This is a genomic window from Salmonella sp. SAL04162, from assembly GCF_046551535.1.
GTDB classification, from domain to species: domain Bacteria; phylum Pseudomonadota; class Gammaproteobacteria; order Enterobacterales; family Enterobacteriaceae; genus Salmonella; species Salmonella enterica.
Window position 1 is genome coordinate 11,661 of record NZ_JBGDVX010000005.1, and the last position, 22,667, is coordinate 34,327.

The window sequence follows — 22,667 nt, forward strand, 5'->3', positions numbered from 1 at the left end:
CAAATGATGAAAATGCGTTGGTTGGGCGCAGCTATTATGTTAACGCTTTACGCATCATCGAGCTGGGCGTTCAGTATTGATGACGTGGCAAAACAAGCTCAATCTTTAGCCGGGAAAGGCTATGAGGCGCCTAAAAGCAACTTGCCCTCCGTTTTCCGCGACATGAAATATGCGGATTATCAGCAGATCCAGTTTAATAGCGATAAAGCCTACTGGAACAACTTAAAGACCCCTTTTAAGCTCGAATTTTACCATCAGGGGATGTACTTCGATACGCCGGTCAAGATTAACGAAGTGACGGCGACGACGGTCAAAAGAATCAAATACAGCCCGGATTACTTCAATTTTGGCAATGTTCAGCATGATAAAGACACGGTAAAAGATTTAGGCTTCGCCGGGTTCAAAGTCCTGTACCCCATTAACAGTAAAGATAAGAACGACGAAATCGTCAGTATGCTTGGCGCCAGCTATTTCCGCGTGATCGGCGCAGGCCAGGTATATGGCTTATCTGCGCGCGGCCTGGCGATTGATACCGCCTTACCATCTGGTGAAGAGTTTCCCCGCTTTCGCGAGTTCTGGATTGAGCGTCCAAAACCCACCGATAAGCGTTTGACCGTCTATGCATTACTCGATTCTCCGCGCGCGACCGGCGCTTACCGTTTTGTGATCATTCCTGGCCGCGATACCGTGGTGGACGTGCAGTCAAAAGTCTATCTGCGCGATAAAGTAGGCAAGCTGGGCGTTGCGCCATTAACCAGTATGTTCCTGTTTGGGCCAAACCAGCTGTCGCCGACGACCAACTATCGTCCGGAACTGCATGACTCGAACGGCTTATCTATTCATGCGGGTAATGGCGAGTGGATTTGGCGTCCGCTGAACAATCCAAAACACCTCGCGGTGAGCAGCTATGCGATGGAAAACCCTCAGGGATTCGGCCTGTTGCAGCGCGGTCGCGAGTTCTCGCGCTTTGAAGATTTAGACGATCGCTACGACCTGCGTCCAAGCGCCTGGATTACCCCGAAAGGCGACTGGGGCAAAGGTAAGGTTGAACTGGTTGAAATTCCGACCAATGATGAAACCAACGATAACATCGTCGCTTACTGGACTCCGGATCAATTGCCGGAACCGGGTAAAGAGATGAACTTCAAGTACACTCTGACCTTCAGCCGCGATGAAGATAAACTTCATGCGCCGGATAATGCCTGGGTGCTGCAAACACGCCGCTCAACGGGCGACGTTAAACAGTCGAATCTGATTCGCCAGCCCGACGGCACTATTGCCTTTGTGGTGGATTTCGTTGGTGCCGACATGAAAAAACTGCCGCCGGATACGCCTGTCGCTGCGCAAACCAGCATTGGCGATAACGGTGAAATCGTTGACAGTAATGTACGCTATAACCCAGTCACTAAAGGCTGGCGTTTAATGCTGCGCGTGAAAGTCAAAGACGCGAAGAAAACCACGGAAATGCGTGCCGCATTGGTGAATGCCGATCAGACGCTAAGTGAAACCTGGAGCTACCAGTTACCTGCCAATGAATAAAACAACTGAGTATATTGACGCACTGCTGCTTTCTGAACGTGAGAAAGCGGCATTGCCGAAAACTGACATCCGCGCCGTACATCAGGCGCTGGATGCCGAGCATCGGACTTACTCGCGAGAAGACGATTCACCGCAGGGTTCCGTAAAAGCCCGCCTTGAACACGCCTGGCCGGATTCATTGGCGAAGGGGCAGTTAATTAAAGATGATGAAGGGCGCGATCAGTTGCAGGCTATGCCAAAAGCGACGCGCTCTTCGATGTTTCCCGATCCCTGGCGAACCAACCCGGTTGGCCGTTTCTGGGATCGCCTGCGTGGGCGGGATGTAACGCCGCGCTATGTTTCTCGTCTGACAAAAGAAGAGCAGGCGAGCGAGCAAAAATGGCGTACCGTCGGCACTATACGCCGCTATATTTTGTTAATTTTGACTCTGGCGCAAACCGTCGTCGCGACCTGGTATATGAAGACCATTCTGCCTTATCAGGGATGGGCGCTCATCAATCCTATGGATATGGTGGGGCAGGATATTTGGGTCTCTTTTATGCAGCTCCTGCCCTACATGCTGCAAACCGGTATCCTGATTTTGTTTGCCGTGCTGTTCTGCTGGGTGTCAGCCGGATTCTGGACGGCGCTGATGGGCTTCCTGCAACTGCTTATCGGGCGCGATAAGTACAGCATCTCCGCGTCTACGGTTGGCGATGAGCCCCTCAATCCGGAACACCGGACGGCGCTGATCATGCCTATCTGTAATGAAGACGTTAGCCGCGTTTTCGCCGGTCTGCGCGCGACCTGGGAGTCCGTTAAAGCCACAGGCAACGCCGCGCATTTTGACGTCTATATCCTTAGCGACAGTTATAACCCGGATATCTGCGTGGCGGAGCAAAAGGCGTGGATGGAGCTTATCGCGGAAGTGCAGGGCGAAGGCCAAATTTTTTACCGCCGCCGCCGCCGCCGTATGAAACGCAAAAGCGGCAATATTGACGATTTTTGCCGCCGCTGGGGCAATCAGTACAGCTATATGGTGGTGCTGGATGCGGACTCAGTGATGAGCGGCGAGTGTCTGAGCGGGCTGGTGCGCCTGATGGAAGCGAATCCAAACGCCGGGATTATCCAGTCTTCGCCGAAAGCGTCGGGGATGGATACTCTGTATGCCCGCTGCCAACAGTTCGCGACCCGTGTTTATGGGCCGCTGTTTACCGCCGGGCTGCACTTCTGGCAGTTGGGAGAGTCGCACTACTGGGGGCACAATGCCATTATCCGCGTGAAACCGTTTATCGAGCACTGCGCTCTGGCGCCGCTGCCGGGAGAAGGTTCGTTCGCCGGATCGATTCTTTCCCACGACTTTGTGGAGGCGGCGCTAATGCGTCGGGCAGGGTGGGGCGTCTGGATTGCCTACGATCTTCCCGGCTCCTATGAAGAGCTGCCGCCAAACCTGCTGGATGAGCTTAAACGCGACCGCCGCTGGTGTCACGGCAACCTAATGAACTTTCGTCTGTTCCTGGTGAAAGGAATGCACCCGGTGCATCGCGCCGTGTTCCTGACGGGGGTAATGTCATATCTGTCCGCGCCGTTATGGTTTATGTTCCTCGCGCTTTCTACCGCGCTGCAGGTCGTTCATGCGTTAACAGAGCCGCAATATTTCCTTCAGCCGCGCCAGCTTTTTCCGGTCTGGCCGCAGTGGCGTCCGGAACTGGCAATCGCGCTGTTTGCGTCAACGATGGTGCTGCTGTTCCTGCCGAAGCTGCTCAGTATTATGCTGATCTGGTGTAAAGGCACCAAAGAGTATGGCGGTTTCTGGCGCGTTACGCTGTCGCTGTTGCTGGAAGTGCTGTTCTCCGTGTTGCTGGCGCCGGTGCGTATGCTGTTTCATACCGTGTTTGTGGTCAGCGCGTTTCTCGGCTGGGAAGTGGTCTGGAACTCACCGCAACGCGACGATGATTCTACGCCGTGGGGAGAAGCCTTTATGCGTCACGGTTCTCAACTGCTGCTGGGGCTGGTCTGGGCGGTGGGTATGGCGTGGCTGGATTTACGCTTTCTGTTCTGGCTGGCGCCGATTGTCTTTTCGCTGATTCTGTCGCCATTTGTTTCGGTGATCTCCAGTCGTTCAACGGTAGGATTACGCACCAAACGCTGGAAGCTGTTCCTGATCCCGGAAGAGTATTCGCCGCCTCAGGTATTGGTCGATACCGATAAATATCTGGAGATGAATCGCCGCCGTATTCTGGACGATGGCTTTATGCATGCGGTATTTAACCCGTCGCTTAATGCGCTGGCGACCGCGATGGCCACCGCGCGTCACCGCGCCAGTAAGGTGCTGGAAATAGCCCGCGATCGTCATGTGGAGCAGGCGCTAAACGAAACGCCGGAGAAACTGAACCGCGATCGGCGTCTGGTTTTGCTCAGCGATCCGGTGACGATGGCGCGTTTACACTATCGGGTCTGGAATGCGCCAGAGAGATACTCTTCCTGGGTAAACCATTATCAGTCTCTCGTCCTGAATCCGCAGGCGTTGCAGGGACGAGCATCGTCAGTGGGATAAGGTCTTCAGGTCTGGAGTGAGGTGAAAAATACCGGCGTGATGCCGGTATTTTTATAGTGAAATGAGGTATCAGGTGCGTATATTCGCGGTGAGCATAATGGTGATTACCCTGAGCGGCTGCGGCAGTATTATCAGCAGAACGATCCCCGGACAAGGACACGGCAACCAGTATTACCCTGGCGTGCAGTGGGATATGCGTGATTCCGCATGGCGCTATATCACTATCCTCGATCTGCCCTTCTCACTGATCTTCGATACACTGCTACTGCCGCTCGATATTCACCACGGGCCTTATGAGTAATTAACGCTCATCCCATTCGTCTGCCGCAGTACGGCCTTCCTCGGTATCAAGCGGGGGTTCAAGCTGGAATTCCCCTTCATCCCATTCATGCAAGGTATTCTCTTCCTGCCATTCCTGGCGGATCTCTATCTCATCATAATCGCCGTCAAACACGCTCTGCGCGGCTTCACCACTCAGCATCGGCAGACATTCGCCATCTTCACCTTCATCGGCGAAAAATTCGACCTGCCACATGATGTCCCCATCCTGCAGTACATATTTCTGAACGTTGAACTGCTGCACATTCGCTTCATCTTGTTCGAGGCCTGGATGGTCAGCCAGAAATTCTTCCCGGGCTGCATCGATAGCTTCTTCCAGCGTGGCATACATGGTCATCAGTGTCTCCCTTTGATTTGACGAGGTATTTAGGGAAAGAATAGCTGATTCTGTGATATTGCAAGTATGAAAGCGCAAAAATCATTCTATTGCCAGTCTGCGCCGTCGTAAGCTGTTCCATGAATAGATAGCATTGAACAACACCACGCCTGCCGTGACGCAGAAGACGGCGCGGAAGCCATAGCTCGCGGAAATTGCGGCGCCCATGAGAGGGCCGGTGACGTTGCCGATATCGCGGAAAGATTGGTTGTAACTGAATATGCGCCCGGCTATCTGGTTGGTAGAGTTGTAAACCAGCAGAGTTTGAACGGCTGGCAGCAGCGCGCCATCCGCCGCGCCAAGCAGAAACCGCAATAGCGCGAGCTGCCACGGCGTTTGCACAAAAGACATTGGAATCAGCAGCAGTACGGAAATAATCAGCGCGACGATAAGGATCTTTTCCGGGCCAATTCTGTCGCCGAGCTTGCCGAGTCGGGGGGCGCTAAGTAATGCCGCCACGCCGGGAACGGACGCTATCATCCCGCTAATGAACGCAATATTACTGACATTTCCCGCGAGTTCGCGCACATAGAGCGTCAGGATGGGCGCAATAGACCCCGTCGCCACCTGAATAATCAGCGTGGTGACAAACAGGCTTAACACCAGGCGGGGATTTTTTAACGAGGCGACCACTTCCCGAACGTGAAGCATCTCTTTTTTGCTCACCGGCAGGAAATTCTCGCGAATAAAAAAGAAGGTGAGCAGAAAACAGATAAACAACACGCTGGCGGTAATAAAAAAGACCGGGCGAAGGCCGTAATGGTCGGCGAGCAGACCGCCCGCAAGTGGGCCAAGCAGAGCGCCGCTGACGCCGCCAGTAGAGAGCGTCCCTAACGCCCAGCCGCTTTTATGGCGCGGCACCTGAGTGGCGATGAGCGCATTGGCGTTGGGAATAAATCCGCCCAGCAGGCCTAATAACGCGCGGAGGATCAGAAATTGCCAGATATTTTGCGCCATGCCCATTAACAGCATCACAATGGCCATGCCGAGAGCGGAACGCAACAGCATAATCTTACGCCCTTTACGATCCGCCAGACCGCCCCAAAAAGGGGAAGCGATAGCTGAAAAGAGGAACGTAATACTAAAGACCAGCCCGGACCATATGTTGAGCGCGCTATGGCCTGTTACGCCGAGTTGCTCAACGTAGAGAGGGAGAAAAGGCATGACCAGACTGAATGCCGCGCCGGTTAAAAAACAGCCCAGCCAGGTAACGGTTAGATTGCGTTTCCAGTTTATGGGGACATCAGAGGGTGACATAGCGTTCCACAGTATGATGCGCGGTTTGCGCTATCATCAATTTAATTATGAGCGTACTAATTATAATTATGCGCCGACCTTACCAGCCTCGCAATGTGGGGAGCTTTTAAAGCTAAAAGAGGGGAAAAATTGCAGCCTGACGGCTGCAATCCTGTCAATAGCGCGACGGTACGCCTTCAGGGCGAGTTTTAAAGCGGCGATGCAGCCACATATACTGCTCTGGCGCCATCATAATGCACTGCTCAACAATCTTATTCATCCATGCGGCAGTCGCTTCTGCGCTCTCCAGTGGAGGCGAATATTCCGCAGGAAGAATGATCAGTTCGTAGCCTTTCCCATCGGGTTTACGGCGAGGCACGAAGGGGATAATACAGGCTTTAGACATGCGCGCGAGCATCCAGGTACCGGAGGTCGTGGCAGCCTGGTCGACAGCGAATAATGGTACAAAAACGCTGGCGCGCGGGCCATAATCGTGATCCGGCGCATACCAGATCAATTCGCCGCTTTTCAATGCCTTAACCATGCCTTTCAGATCTTTGCGATCCAACATCGATTTATTGGAGCGTAAGCGTCCCCAGGTCTGTAACCAGTCGAGCAACGGATTATCATTCGGGCGATAAACTCCAATACCCGGGTTATGCATACCAAACATGCGGGCGCCAAACTCAAGGGTAAGAAAATGTATTCCTACCAGAATGAACCCCAGCCCCTGCGCCTTAACTTCACGGATATGCTCCAGACCGCTCGCTTCCATCCAGCGGTTCACTCGCCGATCGGGCCAGAACCAGGCCATGCCGGTTTCCATCACGCCCATACCGACGGATTCAAAGTTTTTGACCACCATGGTGTGGCGTTCCTGCGCGCTCATTTCCGGAAAGCATAATTCAAGGTTGCGATAGGCGATTTTCGCGCGGCGTTTCATTACGCGTCGCGCCAGGTGGCCCAATGCGCAACCCAATTTATAGATGACCGGGTAGGGGAGTTGCACGACCAACCAAAGCGCGCCTATACCCAACCAGGTTAACCAATAGCGCGGGTGCAGTAAGGCCACGGAGAACTTAGGCAACTTCGTCATTTCTATCCTGTCTTTCAACGAACAATTCCCCGTATTCTCGCATCTTTTTGCGTTGAGCAAAAATATGTAGCAGGAGAGTGGCGATTAAATCGACAATTGTTGTTAATTATTTAGTGTAAAGCAGGAAATGTAGCGCAAAATGTGTGGATGTAAATTGGCGAGACTTGCCTTATCATGCCTGCCCACTTTATTTTTTGCTGATTGCAGGATACGTACACCATGCCAGTGTTACACAACCGCATCTCTAATGACGAGCTGAAAGCCAAAATGCTGGCGGAAAGCGAGCCGCGTACGACAATTTCTTTTTATAAATATTTCACTATCGCCTCGCCGCAACAGACGCGGGACGCGTTGTATCAGGTGTTTACGGCGTTGGACGTTTTTGGTCGCGTTTACCTGGCGCATGAAGGCATCAATGCGCAAATCAGCGTGCCGCAAAGCAAGCTCGAGACGTTTCGTCAACAGCTTTATACGTTCGACCCCGCGCTGGACGGGCTGCGTTTAAATATCGCTCTGGAGGATGACGGAAAGTCATTTTGGGTGCTGCGTATGAAAGTTCGCGACCGTATCGTTGCTGACGGTATTGACGATCCGACTTTTGACGCCAGTAATGTCGGCGATTATCTGAAGGCGGCAGATGTGAATGCGATGCTGGACGATCCTGACGCGGTCTTTATTGATATGCGCAACCACTATGAGTATGAAGTCGGCCATTTCGAAAATGCTCTGGAAATCCCGGCGGATACGTTTCGTGAACAGTTGCCAAAAGCGGTTGAAATGCTGCGGGAACATGCAGATAAAAAGATAGTGATGTACTGTACCGGCGGTATTCGTTGTGAGAAAGCCAGCGCCTGGATGAAACACAACGGTTTCAATAAAGTCTGGCATATTGAGGGTGGCATCATTGAATACGCCCGTCGCGCGCGCGAGCAGGGGCTTCCCGTTCGCTTTATCGGCAAAAATTTTGTATTTGATGAGCGAATGGGCGAACGAATCTCGGATGAGGTTATCGCGCATTGCCATCAGTGCGGCGCGCCCTGCGATAGCCATACCAACTGCAAAAATGACGGTTGCCATCTGCTGTTTATCCAGTGTCCGCAGTGCGCCAGTAAATTTAACGGCTGCTGTAGTGAACAATGCTGTGAAGAGTTGGCCTTGCCGGAGGAAGAACAGCGCCGACGTCGTGCGGGTCGCGAGAACGGCAACAAAATTTTTAATAAATCGCGTGGTCGGCTTAATAGCAAACTGAGCATTCCCGATCCGGCTGAGTAATATTTTGCCGGATAGCCGCGTAAAGGCCGCTATCCGGCATTTCGCCAGGCGTTACTTCTGCTGAACGCCTTCTACTGAGATGATAAGCTCAACCTCTTGTGAGGCCGGGCCGAGATCGGTAGTTATATTGAAATCCTTCAGCTTAATTTTTCCTTCGGCCTCAAAGCCCGCGCGCTTACCGCCCCACGGATCGTCGCCCTGGCCCATCAGCTTCGCTTCCAGCGTCACCGGTTTAGTCACGCCATTGAGTGTCAGATTGCCGGTAATATCCAGTTCATCGCCCTCTTTTTTCACGCTGGTAGAGGTGAAGGTTGCCTGCGGGAATTTCGCAACATTAAGAAATTCCGCGCTACGCAGGTGTTTGTCACGTTCGGCATGGTTAGTGTCGACGCTATTGGTGTTAATGGTCACGTTCACTTTGTCTGCCGACGGATTTTTTTCGTCAAAAGTAAACGTGCCGTCGAAATCTTTAAAGGTGCCGTACAGCCAGCTGTAGCCCAGATGCTGAATGCGGAAATTGACGAACGCATGTTGGCCTTCTTTATCAATTTTATACTCCGCCGCCACGGCGGAACCGGTCGTGAATAACAAGGATGCGAGGGTGAATCCCAGCAGGTTTTTTTTCATTTTTGAGCTCCATAGTCAGATGACGACATTCCTGTCATACGTTTCAGTGTGTCGTCTTTATCGATGAAATGGTGTTTTAGCGCCATAACCCCATGCGAGAGCGAGATAATGACCAGCGACCAGGCAAACCACAGATGCAGCGTTCCGGCGATGTCAGCCTGCGCGCCCGCGTCCGTAAGCGTGGCCGGAATCTCAAACCAGCCAAAGACGCTAATCGGTTTACCGTCGGCGGTGGAAATCAGGTAGCCGCTAATGATTATCGCAAAGAGCAGGAGATACAGGAGGAGATGACCCGCGGCGGCGCCAGCGCGCGTTAAACGGGAATAGCTGGTCAAAGCAACGGGCGGTGGAGAATAAAGCCGCCAGATAATACGCACGATCAGCGCCATCATCAGTAATATGCCAATACTTTTATGTATTTCCGGTGCCTGGTGATACCAGCCGTCGTAATAACTGAGCGTGACCATCCATAAACCCAACGCAAACATGCCATAGACCACCAGGGCGGTCAGCCAGTGGAGCGCGGCGGAAACCACGCCATAACGCTGTGGAGTATTTTTAAATTGCATAAACACACCAATGAATATTTCACGAGAGAATAAAAATGGCGTGGAAAAGCGCCGAATGCAACTTATAAATAAGAATTTGAATGATATTTATTTTTATTTCAATAATTTTGATGTTGTTTGCGGTTCAGCTTCAGAAGTTTCGAGATATTTCCCCCTGATAACCGCGCAATGGCAGGAACTGGCATTATTGCCGTGCTTAACGTTATGAAATAAAAAGCGAGGAACTTTCAGGAAGTGTCAGTTAACGTCAATGAAAAGCAATCAGAAGAAAAGGAGATAAACAATATCCATCACCGCCAGCAGCGACCAAAGAATAACGTAAAGCATGAAATGTTCGCGAATATTATTCATCAGAAAATGAAAGAGACGACGCATAGCTTACCTTAATAAACAGCCCCTTTACGGGGCCGACAAATTATTGGCTAAAACGGGAAAGCCGGAACGGCGTCAGATCAAAGGAGGGCGTTTTTCCCAACGCAAAATCCGCAGCGATTTCTCCTAACACGGGGGCGAATTTAAAACCATGTCCGCTGAGTCCAGTGATGACAAGCGTATTCTCATGACCAGGCAGCGTATCGATAATGAAATCCTCGTCCGGCGAATTATCATAGGTACATGCCGCCCCATGTAAACAACCGCCGATACCCGGCAGTACATTACGCAAGAAAGGAAATGCTTCCGCGCCATCGCTGGCAACGGCGGCAAAGGGCTTGCGCTCTTCCGGAGCCTGTATTCGCTGCCCGCCATTGTGTTTGCCGATTTTTAACTCGTCGTTCTCCGCCGGGAAGCCGTAATAGTGATCGCCGTTGGGCATTTCGCCGGTAAAAGCCGGAAAGCGGTTTTTAGTGCTGTAACGTCCATCCGCCTTAAACCAGGCAAAAACTTTACGTACGGGCTGAACGGGCAGCTCCGGTACCAGCGCTTTGACCCAGGTGCCCGCGCTAATCAGCGCCTTGCTGGCGTGGTAGCAGCCTTCACTCGTCTCTATCGTCACACCGTTATCATCATGGTGAATATGGCTTACCGGGCTGTTAAATAGCTGTGCGCAGCCTGCCTCTCGGGCCAGACGAAGCCATGTGGTAATGGCTAATTCGCTGCGCAGGAAACCGGAGTCAGTTTCAAACAGCCCGATATAATTATCGGGCACGCGAATTTCCGGCCAGCGCGTCATGAGGGCCGTCGCGTCCAGGCGCTCGACGTTTAATTGCCACTGTTGCGCGCTTCGTGCGACGTTGGCTAAGAAAGCGGAGTCGGCCGGGCCGAGGTTAACGACGCCGGAGCGGACAAAAATAGGCTCTTCATTGTGTGTGGAGAGTTCATCCCAAAGCGCCTGGGCGCGAAGCACCAGTGGGACATATTTTTCGCCTTCACCATAAGCGTGGCGGATAAGACGGGTATCGCCGTGATGGCTGCCCTGTTGATGAGGCGGCATATGCGCATCGGTCATCAGGACCTTTAGCCCGGCGCGGGTAGCGTAATAACCAGCGGCGGCGCCAACCGAACCGCTGCCGATAATAATAAGGTCGTATTTCATCAGCTTCTCTCTGCTATCGCGATGATTTCAGGGTAAATAACTGCGCTGAGATATACAAGCCAGAAATAAGTGAGGCACCTTACGGTGCCTGAGAGAGGGGGAGCGCGTCACGCTAATGGCGACGATACTCGTTTTCCTGGTAATCACCTGATTCTATTTTGGCGATCCCGGCTTCTAATATTGAAATAAATTGCCTGGCTACATCTGTCGTTAACCAGAGCGTTTGACCAACTTCAGTCCCTTCCGGTTCCGGACGATTTGGGGTCTGGTAGTGTAAACGCAGCATCAGCGCATCATAGCTATCGACGGTGCTGATGTCCCATCCTACAAGCGGATGGGTCTGAATGACTTCATTATTCTTTTCCATCATGCCCCCCTGGTACGTGTTATAAGACAACGGTTCTCGAGGTTCAATGCGTGTTTTTCTTCTGAAGCAACTTCAGTATACCAATTAATAAGGCTATTCACTGCGTTTTTAAAGAGACCGGAGGATAAGTTTCTCTTTTTAAGAATTATATGAACAATAAAGCGGCAGTTCATTCATATTTTTTTAGGATGTTGTGCAATTATTTTGAGGGTCAGGCGAAATATTCATCAGTTGCGCAAATAAAAAAGCCGGGGCGACCCGGCAAACATACATCACTGCATATCATTTTTTATTCATTGATGAACCAGTCATCAGCGCTCTCCCAGGTCTCCTGGAGAATCTCGCTAATGCGTTCTTTGTCCTCTTTTGATGCGCCAATGACGGACAAGTTGTTGGCGGTAGCGTAACGTACGGTGACGTTACCCAAGTTCTCAGGAAAATGATGGCTAATACGACGGGAGAGTTCGCCCGCCAGCGCATCAATCGCACCGGCAGGCAGAGGTGACGTTTTGGCTATAGTGACTTCAATACGCATAATGGCCCCCTGTTGAATATACTGGGTATATATACAGTTAAATCCAATATATAGCAACAAGTAAGCGCATTTTTTATTTTTTTACTGACCAGCGTACTGTTTCACCCGCTAAAAAAGGCACCAGCGAATCATCAGCCAGCGCGATATTTTCCGGTACCTGTTGTTCATCGCGAACCAGTTCCACCCACCCCGTATTCACCGGCAGGCCATAGAATTGCGGGCCATTCAGTGAACAGAACGCTTCAAAGTGCGCCAGCGCGTTCATTTCCTCAAACACGGCGGCATAACTGCCAAGGGCGGAGGGGGCGTTGAAACAACCAGCGCAGCCGCAACTGGTCTCTTTACGATGACGTGAATGCGGCGCTGAATCCGTCCCCAGGAAGGCGCGCGTAAAACCACTGGCAACCAGTTCGCGTAACGCCTGCTGGTGAATATTGCGTTTCAGAATCGGCAGACAGTACAGGTGAGGACGAATGCCGCCAACCAGCATATCATTACGGTTAAACATTAAATGTTGAGGCGTAATGGTAGCCGCCAGGTAGTCGTTGCCGTCACGGACATACTGCGCGGCATCTTTGGTCGTGATGTGTTCAAAGACCACTTTAAGCGCGGTCAGACGCTGGCGTAGCGGTTCCATTACGGTGTCGATAAAACGCGCTTCGCGATCGAAGATATCAACCTCCGCATGGGTCACCTCACCGTGGACCAGTAATGGCATTCCGAGTTTTTCCATCCGCTCCAGTACCGGCATGATAGCGTCGACTGACGTTACGCCATGACTGGAGTTAGTGGTGGCATTGGCCGGGTAAAGCTTAGCCGCAGTAAATACGCCTTCATGGAAACCACGCTCCAGTTCATCGGCATCGAGCGAATCCGTTAAATAGCAGGTCATTAACGGCGTGAAATCATGCCCGGCGGGCACCGCATCGAGAATACGCTGGCGGTAGGCGATCGCTGCATCAACGGTCGTGATGGGGGACGCCAGGTTCGGCATCACGATAGCGCGACCATAAATTTCGCTGGTATAGGGTACGACCGTTTTTAACATGTCGCCATCGCGAAGGTGAACGTGCCAGTCGTCCGGGCGGCGGATCTTTAAAACCTGGGATGGTGCAGTCATTAATAAGCTCCGGCTGAGGAATAGTCTTTTTGCCGGAAACAAAGGATAAGCGGAAACGTTTTCGTTTGCACGTAAAAAAAGGGCGCGAGCGCGCCCTCCGAAATCAATTGGTGAAAGGAATAACGATTTCACCAGGTTTAACTTCAATGCCTTTCGCGAGTTTCTTCGCTAACGCTTCGCCTTTACTGCTGTCCTCACGCAACACGTAAGCGGGCCGCTGGTTAAAGTAGCTACGTAAAGACTGATTTAAATAGGGCAGGAGCGTTTGTAGCACCGATTGCATTTTCTCCGGCGTCACGGTGGCGTCTACTACTTCCATCTCCTGAAGATAGATGGCGCCTTTTTCTTTATCAAAGACCGGCAGGGCTTTTAGCTTGAGTTTCATCGTCGCTTTTTGACTGCCAAACAGGGAATTCATATCCAGCCTGGCATCGCCAGTAAGGGTGACTTTATTAGGCTCTTCCCGACCAATCTGGCTGACAAGGTTAGTCAATACGATATGCGCGTCGGCAATGCCGGGCAGACCAATATCTTTTGAGAAATTATTCCGTTTTTCAAGCGCTTGATTGATTTCTTGTTCGCTAATGGTGTATTGCGTAAGTTGATTACAACCCACTAACAGGCCGCTAACTACCAGCGCAGCGGCAAAAAAAAACTTTTTCATGGCGTTCCTTAGCATGTTGCCTATGCCCTAATCTTGACACAAAGCAGCATGTCGCGCCAGCGGACATGGCGCCACTAGAAAAAGCTGAAAAAGGCGGCAAGAAAGGGTTGCCGCCTGGCGGGCGTTAGATAGCCATTGAGGAGAGTAAATTAATTTGCGTCTGCTTTGCCATATTATCGCGATAGTCCGCGACTTTTGTCGGCCAATGGATACCGGCGACCAGCGTCAGATTACGCAGAAGCGGAAACAGATGAATATCATCTTCCGATAATTCGCCGTTAACGGCGTTAGGCTGTACGATGAGTTTATCCAGCAAACGTAAATCATCGCCGATCTTTTTAATCAGTCCGGCAGAGTGCGCAAGATGGTTGTCAAAACTGCCAGATGAGGCTTCTTTTTTGCGGATAAAATACTGGCGCGCCGCAGGGGTAGAAAATTCATCGAAAGCGGATTTTGCAAATCGCGGCAGCAGTAGCTGATTAACGTAACCGTTAACTTTGCGCAACCACTCCTCAATGGCTGGATTGCGTTTCCCGGTTAACAGCGGTTTGCCGTCGAGGTTGTCGACATAATGTACAATATCCATACTTTCAGGAAGGTAGCGACTATCATCTTTTTGCAGGATGGGCACCATCTTTTGACCAATCATCCGGGTGGGCGTCGCCTCGTCGTCATTTTGTAACACGTTAAGTTCAACGGGGATGTTCTTCAGGCCGAAAATCATGCGGGCTTTAACGCAGAAAGGGCAATGATCGTAAATATAAAGCTTCACGTTTCTCCTCCATTTGACTGTCGGTATCTGACCAGTATGGAGGAGATAGCGACAGGTATCAAATCAGGCGCCGGGTTCCAGCATGCGGCGCGGCGTGCGTTTATGACTAAATTGCCAGCCTAAAGCCAAAAAGGTGATGAAGCCGATAATACCGAGCATCATCCACGGTAGTTCAGGCTGCGCAAGCGCTTTACCCATATCAAACAACCAGCCGCCGCCGATATAACCAATCGCGCCGCCAATGGCTAATCCCAGACGGCTAAAGCCCATATAGCTTCCCCGCGCCCTCGCGTCCGCGAGCGACGCGCTGAGCGTTTCGCGCGCCGGTTCGGCGATAACCGAGCCGATATAGAAAGCGCAAATAAGCGTAAAAAGCTGCTGTAAATTGCCCACCATCCCGATGGGGAGCATGCTCAGCGACATGACGAGCAAACCGGCCATCAGCCGATGCTCTAGCCGAAAACGCTTTTCGCTCCAGCGGGCAATCGGGTAGAGCAACGTCAGCGAGAGACACGCCTCTATAGCGTACATCCATTTCACGGCAGCAGGCGAGCCGGCGATATCGTTTACCATAATCGGCAGCATTAACATGACCTGTACCGCCAGCATATAGTAGCCCGCCAGCGTCAGCACGTAGGTGACAAACCTTTTATCGCTCATGACGCGGCGCATTCCTTCACGCACCGGCGTTCTGACCGTTGATAGCTTCCAGGCCGGAAGCAGCCATGCATTGAAAAGGGCGCATAATATGAACAAAATAGCGCCTGTCGCGCAGACCAGACGAAAATCGTATTGTAGCAACCAGCTTCCCAGTAGCGCGCCAATCACCGCACCCGCGCTGTCCTGCATCATCAACAGAGAGAAGAAGCGGCCCCGTTGCTCCGGACGAATTAATTTGACCACCAGCGCTGAGCGCGGCGGGTCGAAAAGCGTACCGCCGAGACCGGAAAGAAAGCAGGAAAACCACAAGAGCCAGGGCTCATGCGCGATACCCATGGTGGCAAAGCCGGCGGCGCGCATCAGCATACCGGTGACAATCATCGGTTTCGCGCCAAAGCGATCGGCGATGGCGCCGCCAAAAATGCCCAGACCTTGTTGAATAAACTGGCGCAGGCCGAGCGCGATCCCTACCATTACGGCAGCCCACCCCATTTGATCGACAAAGCGAATAGAGATGAGCGGGAATACGACGAAAAAACCCAGCACCACCAACATGTTATCGATGAGAAGAAAATATTTACCCAGGTTCCTCGCCTGCGAGACGCGCGACATTTCCCCTCCCGGGAAATAATAGATGAGCGTCTTCTATTCTGCGGCGGCGTTTCGTTTTTTCCTACCGTTAGCGGGACAATATTTTTTTATCAAAAGTCCTTTTTAATCGAGAGTTTTCATCAAAATGTGGCAGCAATTCAAAAAATGACGATTTGCGCTTTTCACAGAGCCTGGTTGCGCAGGTATAGTAATGTTACTGGCGTGCTGAAGACGTTACAGGAAGGAGTAGGTATAGAATGTTTGGCTATCGTAGTAACGTGCCAAAAGTGCGCTTAACCACCGATCGTCTGGTGGTACGTTTAGTGCATGAGCGTGATGCCTGGCGTCTGGCCGATTATTACGCGGAAAATCGTCATTTTTTAAAACCCTGGGAACCGGTCCGAGATGAAAGTCATTGTTATCCTTCAGGATGGCAGGCGCGTCTGGGAATGATCGGTGAATTTCACAAACAGGGCTCCGCCTTCTATTTCGCGCTACTTGATCCGGAAGAAAAAGAAATTATCGGCGTGGCGAATTTTTCCAATGTGGTGCGCGGTTCTTTTCATGCCTGTTATCTGGGCTATTCCATTGCGCAGAAGTGGCAGGGGCAGGGGCTGATGTTTGAAGCCTTAACCGCTGCGATTCGCTATATGCAGCGCACTCAGCATATCCACCGTATCATGGCGAACTATATGCCGCACAACAAACGTAGCGGCGCGTTGCTGGCGCGGCTTGGCTTTGAAAAAGAAGGCTATGCGAAAGATTATCTGTTGATTGATGGACAATGGCGCGACCATGTCCTGACGGCGTTAACCACGCCGTTATGGACGCCGGGGCGTTGAGCGGCTTACGGAATGAGAGGCAAAGGGAGAAAACGATGAAATATGAATTAACCGCCACTGAAGCGCGAGTGATTGGCTGTCTGCTGGAAAAGCAGGTGACAACGCCGGAACAGTATCCGCTTTCCGTCAACGGCGTGGTGACAGCCTGTAATCAGAAAACCAACCGTGAACCGGTGATGAACCTGACGGAACAAGAGGTGCAGGAGCAACTCGATAACCTGGTGAAACGCCACTTTTTGCGTACGGTCAGCGGGTTTGGCAATCGCGTCACCAAATATGAACAGCGTTTCTGTAATTCCGAATTTGGCGATCTGAAACTTAGCGCGGCGGAAGTGGCGCTCGTCACTACGCTGCTGCTGCGCGGCGCGCAAACGCCCGGCGAGTTGCGTAGTCGGGCGTCGCGGATGCATGAATTCAGCGATATGGCGGAAGTTGAATCCACGCTGGAACGGCTTGCCAGTCGTGAGGACGGCCCGTATGTCGTCCGTCTGGCGCGTGAACCGGGTAAGCGCGAAAGCCGTTATATGCACCTTTTTTGCGGCGACGTCGATGAACTGTCTCTCCAGACGTCTGCGCCGGAAAGTGCGTCGGGCGATCTTCAGTCGCGCGTCGAAGCGCTGGAAAGCGAAGTGGCGGAGTTAAAGCAGCGGCTGGATTCTTTGTTAGCTCACCTGGGAGAGTAATGTGAGAACATTACGGATTGGCATTGTCGGATTAGGCGGTATTGCGCAGAAGGCCTGGCTGCCGGTATTAACCAACACCGCCGGATGGACGTTACAGGGCGCCTGGTCTCCTTCGCGGGATAAAGCCTTACGTATCTGCGAAAGCTGGCGCATACCGTATGTGGATTCGCTGGCGAATTTAGCGTCCGGCTGCGATGCAGTCTTCGTCCACTCCAGTACCGCAAGCCATTATGCCGTGGTCAGCGAACTTCTCAATGCCGGCGTCCATGTTTGCGTGGATAAACCGCTGGCGGAAAATCTACGTGATGCCGAACGGCTGGTGGCGCTGGCGGCGCAAAAAAAATTGACGCTGATGGTTGGCTTTAATCGCCGTTTCGCGCCGCTGTACCGCGAACTGAAGACGCGCCTCGGTACTGCGGCGTCACTGCGTATGGATAAACATCGTACCGATAGCATCGGGCCGCACGACTTACGTTTTACTTTGCTCGATGACTATCTGCATGTCGTGGATACCGCTCTGTGGCTGGCGGGCGGCGAGGCGCGCCTTGCCAGCGGCACGTTGCTCACCAGCGAGTCCGGCGAAATGTGCTATGCGGAACATCATTTTTCCGCCGACAAACTACAAATTACTACCAGTATGCACCGGCGCGCCGGAAGTCAGCGTGAATCGGTCCAGGCCGTCACCGACGGCGGGCTGTATGACGTAACGGATATGCGTGAATGGCGCGAAGAGCGCGGGCAGGGTATTCTCATCAAACCCATTCCGGGTTGGCAAACGACGCTTGAACAGCGTGGTTTTGTCGGATGCGCGCGGCATTTCATTGACTGCGTACAAAATCAGACGGTTCCGGAAACGGCGGGGGAGCAGGCGATTTTGGCCCAGCGCGTCGTGGAGGCGCTGTGGCGGGACGCCATCAGCGAATAATCCTCTGTAACATCTGGCGGTAGTAATTCATCGTAATCCAGGTACTATACGCTCAATAATTCGAGTTGCAGAAAAGCTAACGCACATGCAGCTCGAAGTATGGCGGGTATATATGCCCACTCTACATAATACCTCTTTTCACAGTGAATAATGGCAAACCGTGGGGAGTCTGTAAGGCCTGATAAGACGTTTTAACGTCGCCGTCAGGCGCGGTGATACAGCCGGATACGGCAGAAGTTGCGTTATCCGGTCGATGGATCAGCCATGCAGGAGTTTTACGCCAGGGTCTGGAATACAAAAGAAATGAATTTATTGAAATCGCTGGCTGCCGTCAGCTCGATGACTATGTTTTCACGCGTGTTGGGCTTTGCCCGTGATGCGATTGTCGCCAGAATTTTTGGCGCAGGGATGGCGACCGACGCCTTTTTTGTGGCGTTTAAACTCCCTAATTTACTACGCCGGATCTTTGCCGAAGGCGCTTTTTCTCAGGCCTTTGTGCCTATCCTGGCGGAATATAAGAGCAAGCAGGGTGAAGAAGCGACGCGGATCTTTGTCGCTTACGTTTCCGGCCTGTTGACGCTGGCATTGGCCGTCGTGACGGTGGCCGGTATGCTGGCCGCCCCGTGGGTGATTATGGTAACCGCGCCGGGTTTTGCCGATACTGCGGATAAATTCGCGCTGACGACGCAACTGCTGCGGATTACGTTTCCCTATATTCTGCTGATCTCGCTGGCTTCACTGGTTGGCGCCATTCTCAACACCTGGAATCGCTTCTCTATTCCCGCTTTTGCGCCGACATTTCTTAATATCAGCATGATCGGTTTTGCATTATTCGCCGCGCCATACTTTAATCCGCCGGTGCTGGCGTTAGCCTGGGCAGTCACCGTCGGCGGCGTGCTGCAACTGGTGTATCAACTTCCGTATTTGAAAAAGATCGGTATGCTGGTGCTGCCGCGCATTAACTTTCGCGACACCGGGGCGATGCGGGTGGTCAAACAGATGGGGCCGGCGATTTTGGGCGTATCCGTCAGTCAGATCTCCCTTATCATCAATACCATTTTCGCCTCGTTTCTGGCCTCCGGCTCGGTCTCATGGATGTACTATGCCGATCGGTTGATGGAGTTCCCGTCCGGCGTGCTGGGCGTGGCGTTGGGGACCATCCTGTTGCCGTCATTGTCGAAAAGCTTTGCCAGCGGCAATCATGATGAGTACTGCCGCCTGATGGACTGGGGGCTGCGTTTGTGCTTTTTACTGGCGTTGCCGAGCGCGGTAGCGTTAGGCATTCTGGCGAAGCCGCTGACGGTCTCGCTGTTTCAGTACGGTAAATTCACCGCCTTTGATGCGGCGATGACGCAGCGGGCGTTAATCGCCTATTCGGTGGGGCTGATTGGCTTGATCGTCGTAAAAGTGCTGGCCCCGGGCTTCTATTCTCGCCAGGATATTAAAACGCCGGTGAAAATCGCCATCGTGACGTTAATCATGACTCAGTTAATGAACCTGGCGTTTATTGGACCGCTGAAACACGCCGGGCTGTCGCTCTCTATTGGTCTGGCGGCATGTCTCAATGCGTCGCTGCTGTACTGGCAACTGCGCAAACAGAATATCTTTACGCCACAACCGGGTTGGATGTGGTTCCTGATGCGTCTGATCATTTCCGTACTGGTGATGGCCGCCGTATTGTTCGGCGTGTTGCATATTATGCCGGAGTGGTCGCAAGGGTCGATGTTATGGCGTTTGCTACGTTTGATGGCGGTAGTGATCGCGGGTATCGCGGCCTATTTCGCCGCGCTTGCCGTGCTGGGCTTTAAAGTGAAAGAGTTTGTTCGCCGGACGGCGTAAATTCAGTGCCTGATAGCGCTGTGCTATCAGGCCTACAAGGCATTCAGGCCGGAAAGGCGCAACGTCGCCATCCGGCACTGATTAGATAGAAATTTTTTTACCGCCGCGGTGAGAGACGGAAGTCTGACCGTCAGCCCCGTACAAGGTCGGCTCCTGGTGAGGTTTCAGCACCTCCAGCGCCTGTTGATTACGCTCAATTTGCCCTTCCAGCAGCCAGCCGTTGTGCTGGTTGAGGTCGCGAAGATGCTGCGTTTTTTCGGTAATCGCCTGCCAGCGCTCTGCAATGTCATCGTTTGCGCTACGCTGCGCGTTCTGCTCCAGACGGCGCTGTTGTTCCAGATAATCCAGCGTCGCCAGCAACGAGCTTTTTTCTTCTGTAATACGCTGTAGCTGGCTGCCGTTAATCTGGCCTACGGAAAGCTGTTGTTGCTCGGCGTCCATCACCGTCTTCAGGTCATTCAGGACGGTGGTCATCTGGTCAAGTATTTCTGACAAACGAGTCATACGCTTATTTACTCTGTAAGTAGCTCTGCGCCTCGCGAATGAGCGAGTCTGCTATTTTTCCCGTATCCATTTTTAACTCACCGTTACGGATAGCTGTTTTTAATGCTTCGACGCGTTCCATATTAATGTCGCTGACGCCTGGCTGCATGAGCTTCGCTTGCGCGTCGCTTAACGTTACGCTGGCGCTCGTCGCGGCGGACGTTTTTTCCTGACGCGTTTTTTGTACCGGCGTATCGCTGGTTTCGCGCGTCTGGACAGTGCTAACGGGTTTCAAAGGTGAGGTACGGTCAATGCTCATTTATTTATCCTCATCGAGGGTTACGTTGTAGCGGCCAGCTACCATCATGGTTGAATATCTCATCGGCAGCCGCGACAAAATCTTTACACAATTATAGGTTAATAAGAATATTCCCATCAGAATCGACGGTTCCACTCACGATTTGACCCGATGTCATGCGCACGCGCGCATTTTGCGCGACGGCGGCATTATTCATCGCCTGACCTTCCGCATTGACGCTAAACCCCTCGCCATTGGCGATGACCTGTACTCGTTGACCCGCTTTGACGCGCCAGGCCTGACGTATCATCGTAAGCTGTACCGGCTGCCCGGGAGCGAGATCGCGCAAACTGACGGCATCCTGAATTTGACGGATATCCAGTACCGTCCGCGGCGGTAACTGATCCAGCCTGCCACGTTTTAGCGTGACGTTGGCCGGCGTCAATTTTCCGCCGCGCGCGACGGGCGCGGCAACGGCGACATAATTGCCGGTCGCTTGCACATTCACCTGCAAATAACGTTTTTCATTGGCGCAGCGCGCCACCACATTGACGTTGCCCCACAGCTTCGCGCTGCCCGTCATGCTGAAGGCTGGCTGCTCGCAGCTCGGTAGCAGATTGGGCGATGAACGGAGCGTGACAACCACCTCGTCGCTGAAGCCAGCCAGACGCTGGGAAAACCACGTGGTCAGCTGGGCGTTGATGTCCTGCGCCATTGTCAGGGGGCTGAACAGCAAAGCCGCCACGGCGAATCCTCGTTTTAACGTTTGCATGGTACTTCCCCCTGGTTGATGTCATGACAGGATTCTACCCGTGTGAAGCAAGCATCAACGCAATAAATAGCGACGCATTTTGCGTTTATTCCGGCGATAACGCGCGCGTGAAGGCATTTAAGCTGTCGGCTGAATTTTGCCATTTGCGGAGGAGATATGCTCGACAGGCTCGATGCCGCCTTACGATTTCAGCAGGAAGCGCTAAATCTGCGCGCGCAACGTCAGGAAATATTAGCGGCGAATATCGCCAATGCCGATACGCCGGGGTATCAGGCGCGCGATATTGATTTTGCCAGTGAGTTAAAAAAGGTGATGGTGCGTGGACGGGAAGAAACCGGCGGCGTCGCGTTAACGTTGACTTCCTCTCACCATATTCCCGCCCAGGCGGTCTCTTCTCCCGCAGTGGATCTGCTTTATCGCGTACCCGATCAGCCTTCTTTGGATGGTAACACCGTAGATATGGACAGGGAACGTACGCAGTTTGCGGATAACAGTCTCAAATATCAGATGGGGCTTACCGTTCTGGGTAGCCAACTCAAAGGCATGATGAATGTGCTACAGGGAGGAAACTAATTCGTGGCGCTGTTAAACATTTTTGATATTGCCGGATCGGCGCTTGCCGCACAGTCCAAGCGGTTGAACGTTGCGGCCAGTAACCTGGCGAATGCGGATAGCGTCACCGGCCCGGACGGACAGCCTTATCGTGCCAAACAGGTGGTTTTTCAGGTGGATGCCGCGCCGGGTCAAGCCACTGGCGGGGTAAAGGTCGCCAGCGTGATTGAAAGTCAGGCACCGGAAAAGCTGGTTTATGAGCCAGGCAATCCGCTGGCGGACGCTAATGGTTACGTCAAAATGCCCAACGTCGATGTGGTCGGCGAAATGGTCAACACGATGTCAGCCTCGCGCAGCTATCAGGCAAATATCGAAGTCCTGAATACCGTAAAAAGCATGATGCTTAAAACGCTGACATTAGGCCAGTAAAGGAGGCGCGT

General features: G+C 52.5%; 26 protein-coding genes. 10 read left to right on the forward strand and 16 right to left on the reverse strand.

The features are described 5' to 3' along the window. Positions 1–3 precede the first annotated feature (3 nt). The 3 genes from mdoG (at position 4) to ACLJRH_RS11165 (ending at position 4,376) form a co-directional block, all read left to right on the forward strand. The gene (mdoG, locus tag ACLJRH_RS11155) at positions 4–1,539 is read left to right on the forward strand and encodes a glucans biosynthesis protein MdoG (RefSeq protein ID WP_023223202.1); all 1,536 of its coding nucleotides are present in this window, start codon (positions 4–6) and stop codon (positions 1,537–1,539) included. Continuing rightward, positions 1,532–4,075, forward strand: a complete 2,544-nt coding sequence (gene mdoH, locus ACLJRH_RS11160; protein WP_001044608.1) for a glucans biosynthesis glucosyltransferase MdoH — start codon at positions 1,532–1,534, stop codon at positions 4,073–4,075. Before mdoG ends, mdoH begins: the two co-directional genes overlap by 8 nt. Positions 4,076–4,148: 73 nt before the next feature. Continuing rightward, positions 4,149–4,376 carry a YceK/YidQ family lipoprotein gene (locus ACLJRH_RS11165; protein ID WP_001217832.1) on the forward strand — a complete coding sequence of 76 codons (228 nt, stop codon included), beginning with the start codon at positions 4,149–4,151 and terminating at the stop codon, positions 4,374–4,376. Here ACLJRH_RS11165 and ACLJRH_RS11170 read toward each other — a convergent pair whose 3' ends face one another. The 3 genes from ACLJRH_RS11170 to ACLJRH_RS11180 form a co-directional block, all read right to left on the reverse strand. Then, entirely contained in the window at positions 4,377–4,751 is a 375-nt protein-coding gene (locus tag ACLJRH_RS11170; RefSeq protein ID WP_000180050.1) for a MysB family protein, read from the reverse strand. It abuts the gene before it with no gap. An 81-nt stretch (positions 4,752–4,832) separates the two neighbouring features. Then, complete coding sequence (gene mdtG, locus ACLJRH_RS11175; RefSeq protein WP_023137395.1) at positions 4,833–6,047, reverse strand: multidrug efflux MFS transporter MdtG; 1,215 nt, start codon at positions 6,045–6,047, stop codon at positions 4,833–4,835. Positions 6,048–6,201: 154 nt separating this feature from the next. After that, positions 6,202–7,122 carry a Kdo(2)-lipid IV(A) acyltransferase gene (locus tag ACLJRH_RS11180; RefSeq protein ID WP_000163973.1) on the reverse strand — a complete coding sequence of 307 codons (921 nt, stop codon included), beginning with the start codon at positions 7,120–7,122 and terminating at the stop codon, positions 6,202–6,204. Between the two features lie 219 nt (positions 7,123–7,341). Between ACLJRH_RS11180 and ACLJRH_RS11185 the strand changes: the two genes are divergently transcribed. Next, on the forward strand, positions 7,342–8,394 hold the full coding sequence (locus tag ACLJRH_RS11185; protein WP_001144629.1) for a rhodanese-related sulfurtransferase: 1,053 nt from the start codon (positions 7,342–7,344) through the stop codon (positions 8,392–8,394). A gap of 51 nt (positions 8,395–8,445) precedes the next feature. On the opposite strand, the gene ACLJRH_RS11190 is transcribed toward ACLJRH_RS11185, so the two are convergent. From ACLJRH_RS11190 to mdtH, 10 genes are all read right to left on the reverse strand, one after another. Beyond that, positions 8,446–9,021, reverse strand: a complete 576-nt coding sequence (locus ACLJRH_RS11190; RefSeq protein ID WP_000739886.1) for a YceI family protein — start codon at positions 9,019–9,021, stop codon at positions 8,446–8,448. Then, positions 9,018–9,590: a cytochrome b gene (locus ACLJRH_RS11195; RefSeq protein ID WP_001159784.1), complete on the reverse strand. Its 573-nt coding sequence runs from the start codon at positions 9,588–9,590 to the stop codon at positions 9,018–9,020. The genes ACLJRH_RS11190 and ACLJRH_RS11195 overlap by 4 nt, the downstream gene beginning before the upstream one ends. 261 nt (positions 9,591–9,851) lie before the next feature. Then, positions 9,852–9,965: a YceO family protein gene (locus ACLJRH_RS11200; RefSeq protein ID WP_001253282.1), complete on the reverse strand. Its 114-nt coding sequence runs from the start codon at positions 9,963–9,965 to the stop codon at positions 9,852–9,854. A gap of 40 nt (positions 9,966–10,005) precedes the next feature. After that, positions 10,006–11,124: an N-methyl-L-tryptophan oxidase gene (solA, locus tag ACLJRH_RS11205; RefSeq protein WP_000872769.1), complete on the reverse strand. Its 1,119-nt coding sequence runs from the start codon at positions 11,122–11,124 to the stop codon at positions 10,006–10,008. Positions 11,125–11,236: 112 nt separating this feature from the next. Then, complete coding sequence (gene bssS, locus ACLJRH_RS11210) at positions 11,237–11,491, reverse strand: biofilm formation regulator BssS (RefSeq protein WP_000414441.1); 255 nt, start codon at positions 11,489–11,491, stop codon at positions 11,237–11,239. 289 nt (positions 11,492–11,780) lie between these two features. Then, positions 11,781–12,026 carry a DNA damage-inducible protein I gene (dinI, locus tag ACLJRH_RS11215; RefSeq protein ID WP_001217763.1) on the reverse strand — a complete coding sequence of 82 codons (246 nt, stop codon included), beginning with the start codon at positions 12,024–12,026 and terminating at the stop codon, positions 11,781–11,783. A 73-nt stretch (positions 12,027–12,099) separates the two neighbouring features. Continuing rightward, a complete protein-coding gene (pyrC, locus tag ACLJRH_RS11220; protein ID WP_000126604.1) occupies positions 12,100–13,146 on the reverse strand; it encodes a dihydroorotase in 1,047 nt (348 codons plus the stop codon). A 103-nt stretch (positions 13,147–13,249) separates the two neighbouring features. Continuing rightward, entirely contained in the window at positions 13,250–13,810 is a 561-nt protein-coding gene (locus tag ACLJRH_RS11225) for a lipoprotein (protein ID WP_000713057.1), read from the reverse strand. A gap of 124 nt (positions 13,811–13,934) precedes the next feature. Then, positions 13,935–14,582, reverse strand: a complete 648-nt coding sequence (gene grxB, locus ACLJRH_RS11230; protein ID WP_000780893.1) for a glutaredoxin 2 — start codon at positions 14,580–14,582, stop codon at positions 13,935–13,937. Positions 14,583–14,645: 63 nt separating this feature from the next. Beyond that, on the reverse strand, positions 14,646–15,854 hold the full coding sequence (mdtH, locus tag ACLJRH_RS11235) for a multidrug efflux MFS transporter MdtH (RefSeq protein WP_000092178.1): 1,209 nt from the start codon (positions 15,852–15,854) through the stop codon (positions 14,646–14,648). Between the two features lie 236 nt (positions 15,855–16,090). On the opposite strand from mdtH, the gene rimJ reads away from it, so the two are divergent. The 4 genes from rimJ (at position 16,091) to murJ (ending at position 20,122) form a co-directional block, all read left to right on the forward strand. Next, the gene (gene rimJ / locus ACLJRH_RS11240; protein ID WP_000468204.1) at positions 16,091–16,675 is read left to right on the forward strand and encodes a ribosomal protein S5-alanine N-acetyltransferase; all 585 of its coding nucleotides are present in this window, start codon (positions 16,091–16,093) and stop codon (positions 16,673–16,675) included. A 35-nt stretch (positions 16,676–16,710) separates the two neighbouring features. Further along, on the forward strand, positions 16,711–17,358 hold the full coding sequence (locus tag ACLJRH_RS11245) for a YceH family protein (protein WP_000873047.1): 648 nt from the start codon (positions 16,711–16,713) through the stop codon (positions 17,356–17,358). A gap of 1 nt (position 17,359) precedes the next feature. After that, positions 17,360–18,283 carry a Gfo/Idh/MocA family protein gene (locus tag ACLJRH_RS11250; protein WP_001259725.1) on the forward strand — a complete coding sequence of 308 codons (924 nt, stop codon included), beginning with the start codon at positions 17,360–17,362 and terminating at the stop codon, positions 18,281–18,283. Between the two features lie 303 nt (positions 18,284–18,586). After that, positions 18,587–20,122: a murein biosynthesis integral membrane protein MurJ gene (murJ, locus tag ACLJRH_RS11255; RefSeq protein ID WP_001537775.1), complete on the forward strand. Its 1,536-nt coding sequence runs from the start codon at positions 18,587–18,589 to the stop codon at positions 20,120–20,122. Between the two features lie 81 nt (positions 20,123–20,203). Here the strand turns inward: murJ and flgN are convergent, their stop codons facing one another. The 3 genes from flgN to flgA form a co-directional block, all read right to left on the reverse strand. Then, positions 20,204–20,626 carry a flagella biosynthesis chaperone FlgN gene (gene flgN / locus ACLJRH_RS11260; protein ID WP_000197547.1) on the reverse strand — a complete coding sequence of 141 codons (423 nt, stop codon included), beginning with the start codon at positions 20,624–20,626 and terminating at the stop codon, positions 20,204–20,206. A gap of 4 nt (positions 20,627–20,630) precedes the next feature. Further along, positions 20,631–20,924, reverse strand: coding sequence for a flagellar biosynthesis anti-sigma factor FlgM (flgM, locus tag ACLJRH_RS11265; protein ID WP_000020893.1), 294 nt, complete (start codon positions 20,922–20,924; stop codon positions 20,631–20,633). Positions 20,925–21,015: 91 nt separating this feature from the next. Next, complete coding sequence (gene flgA, locus ACLJRH_RS11270; protein WP_001194086.1) at positions 21,016–21,675, reverse strand: flagellar basal body P-ring formation chaperone FlgA; 660 nt, start codon at positions 21,673–21,675, stop codon at positions 21,016–21,018. A 156-nt stretch (positions 21,676–21,831) separates the two neighbouring features. Between flgA and flgB the strand changes: the two genes are divergently transcribed. Both flgB and flgC read left to right on the forward strand, forming a co-directional pair. Then, positions 21,832–22,248, forward strand: coding sequence for a flagellar basal body rod protein FlgB (gene flgB / locus ACLJRH_RS11275; RefSeq protein WP_000887043.1), 417 nt, complete (start codon positions 21,832–21,834; stop codon positions 22,246–22,248). Between the two features lie 3 nt (positions 22,249–22,251). Beyond that, a complete protein-coding gene (gene flgC, locus ACLJRH_RS11280; RefSeq protein WP_001196448.1) occupies positions 22,252–22,656 on the forward strand; it encodes a flagellar basal body rod protein FlgC in 405 nt (134 codons plus the stop codon). The last annotated feature ends 11 nt before the right edge of the window (positions 22,657–22,667 follow it).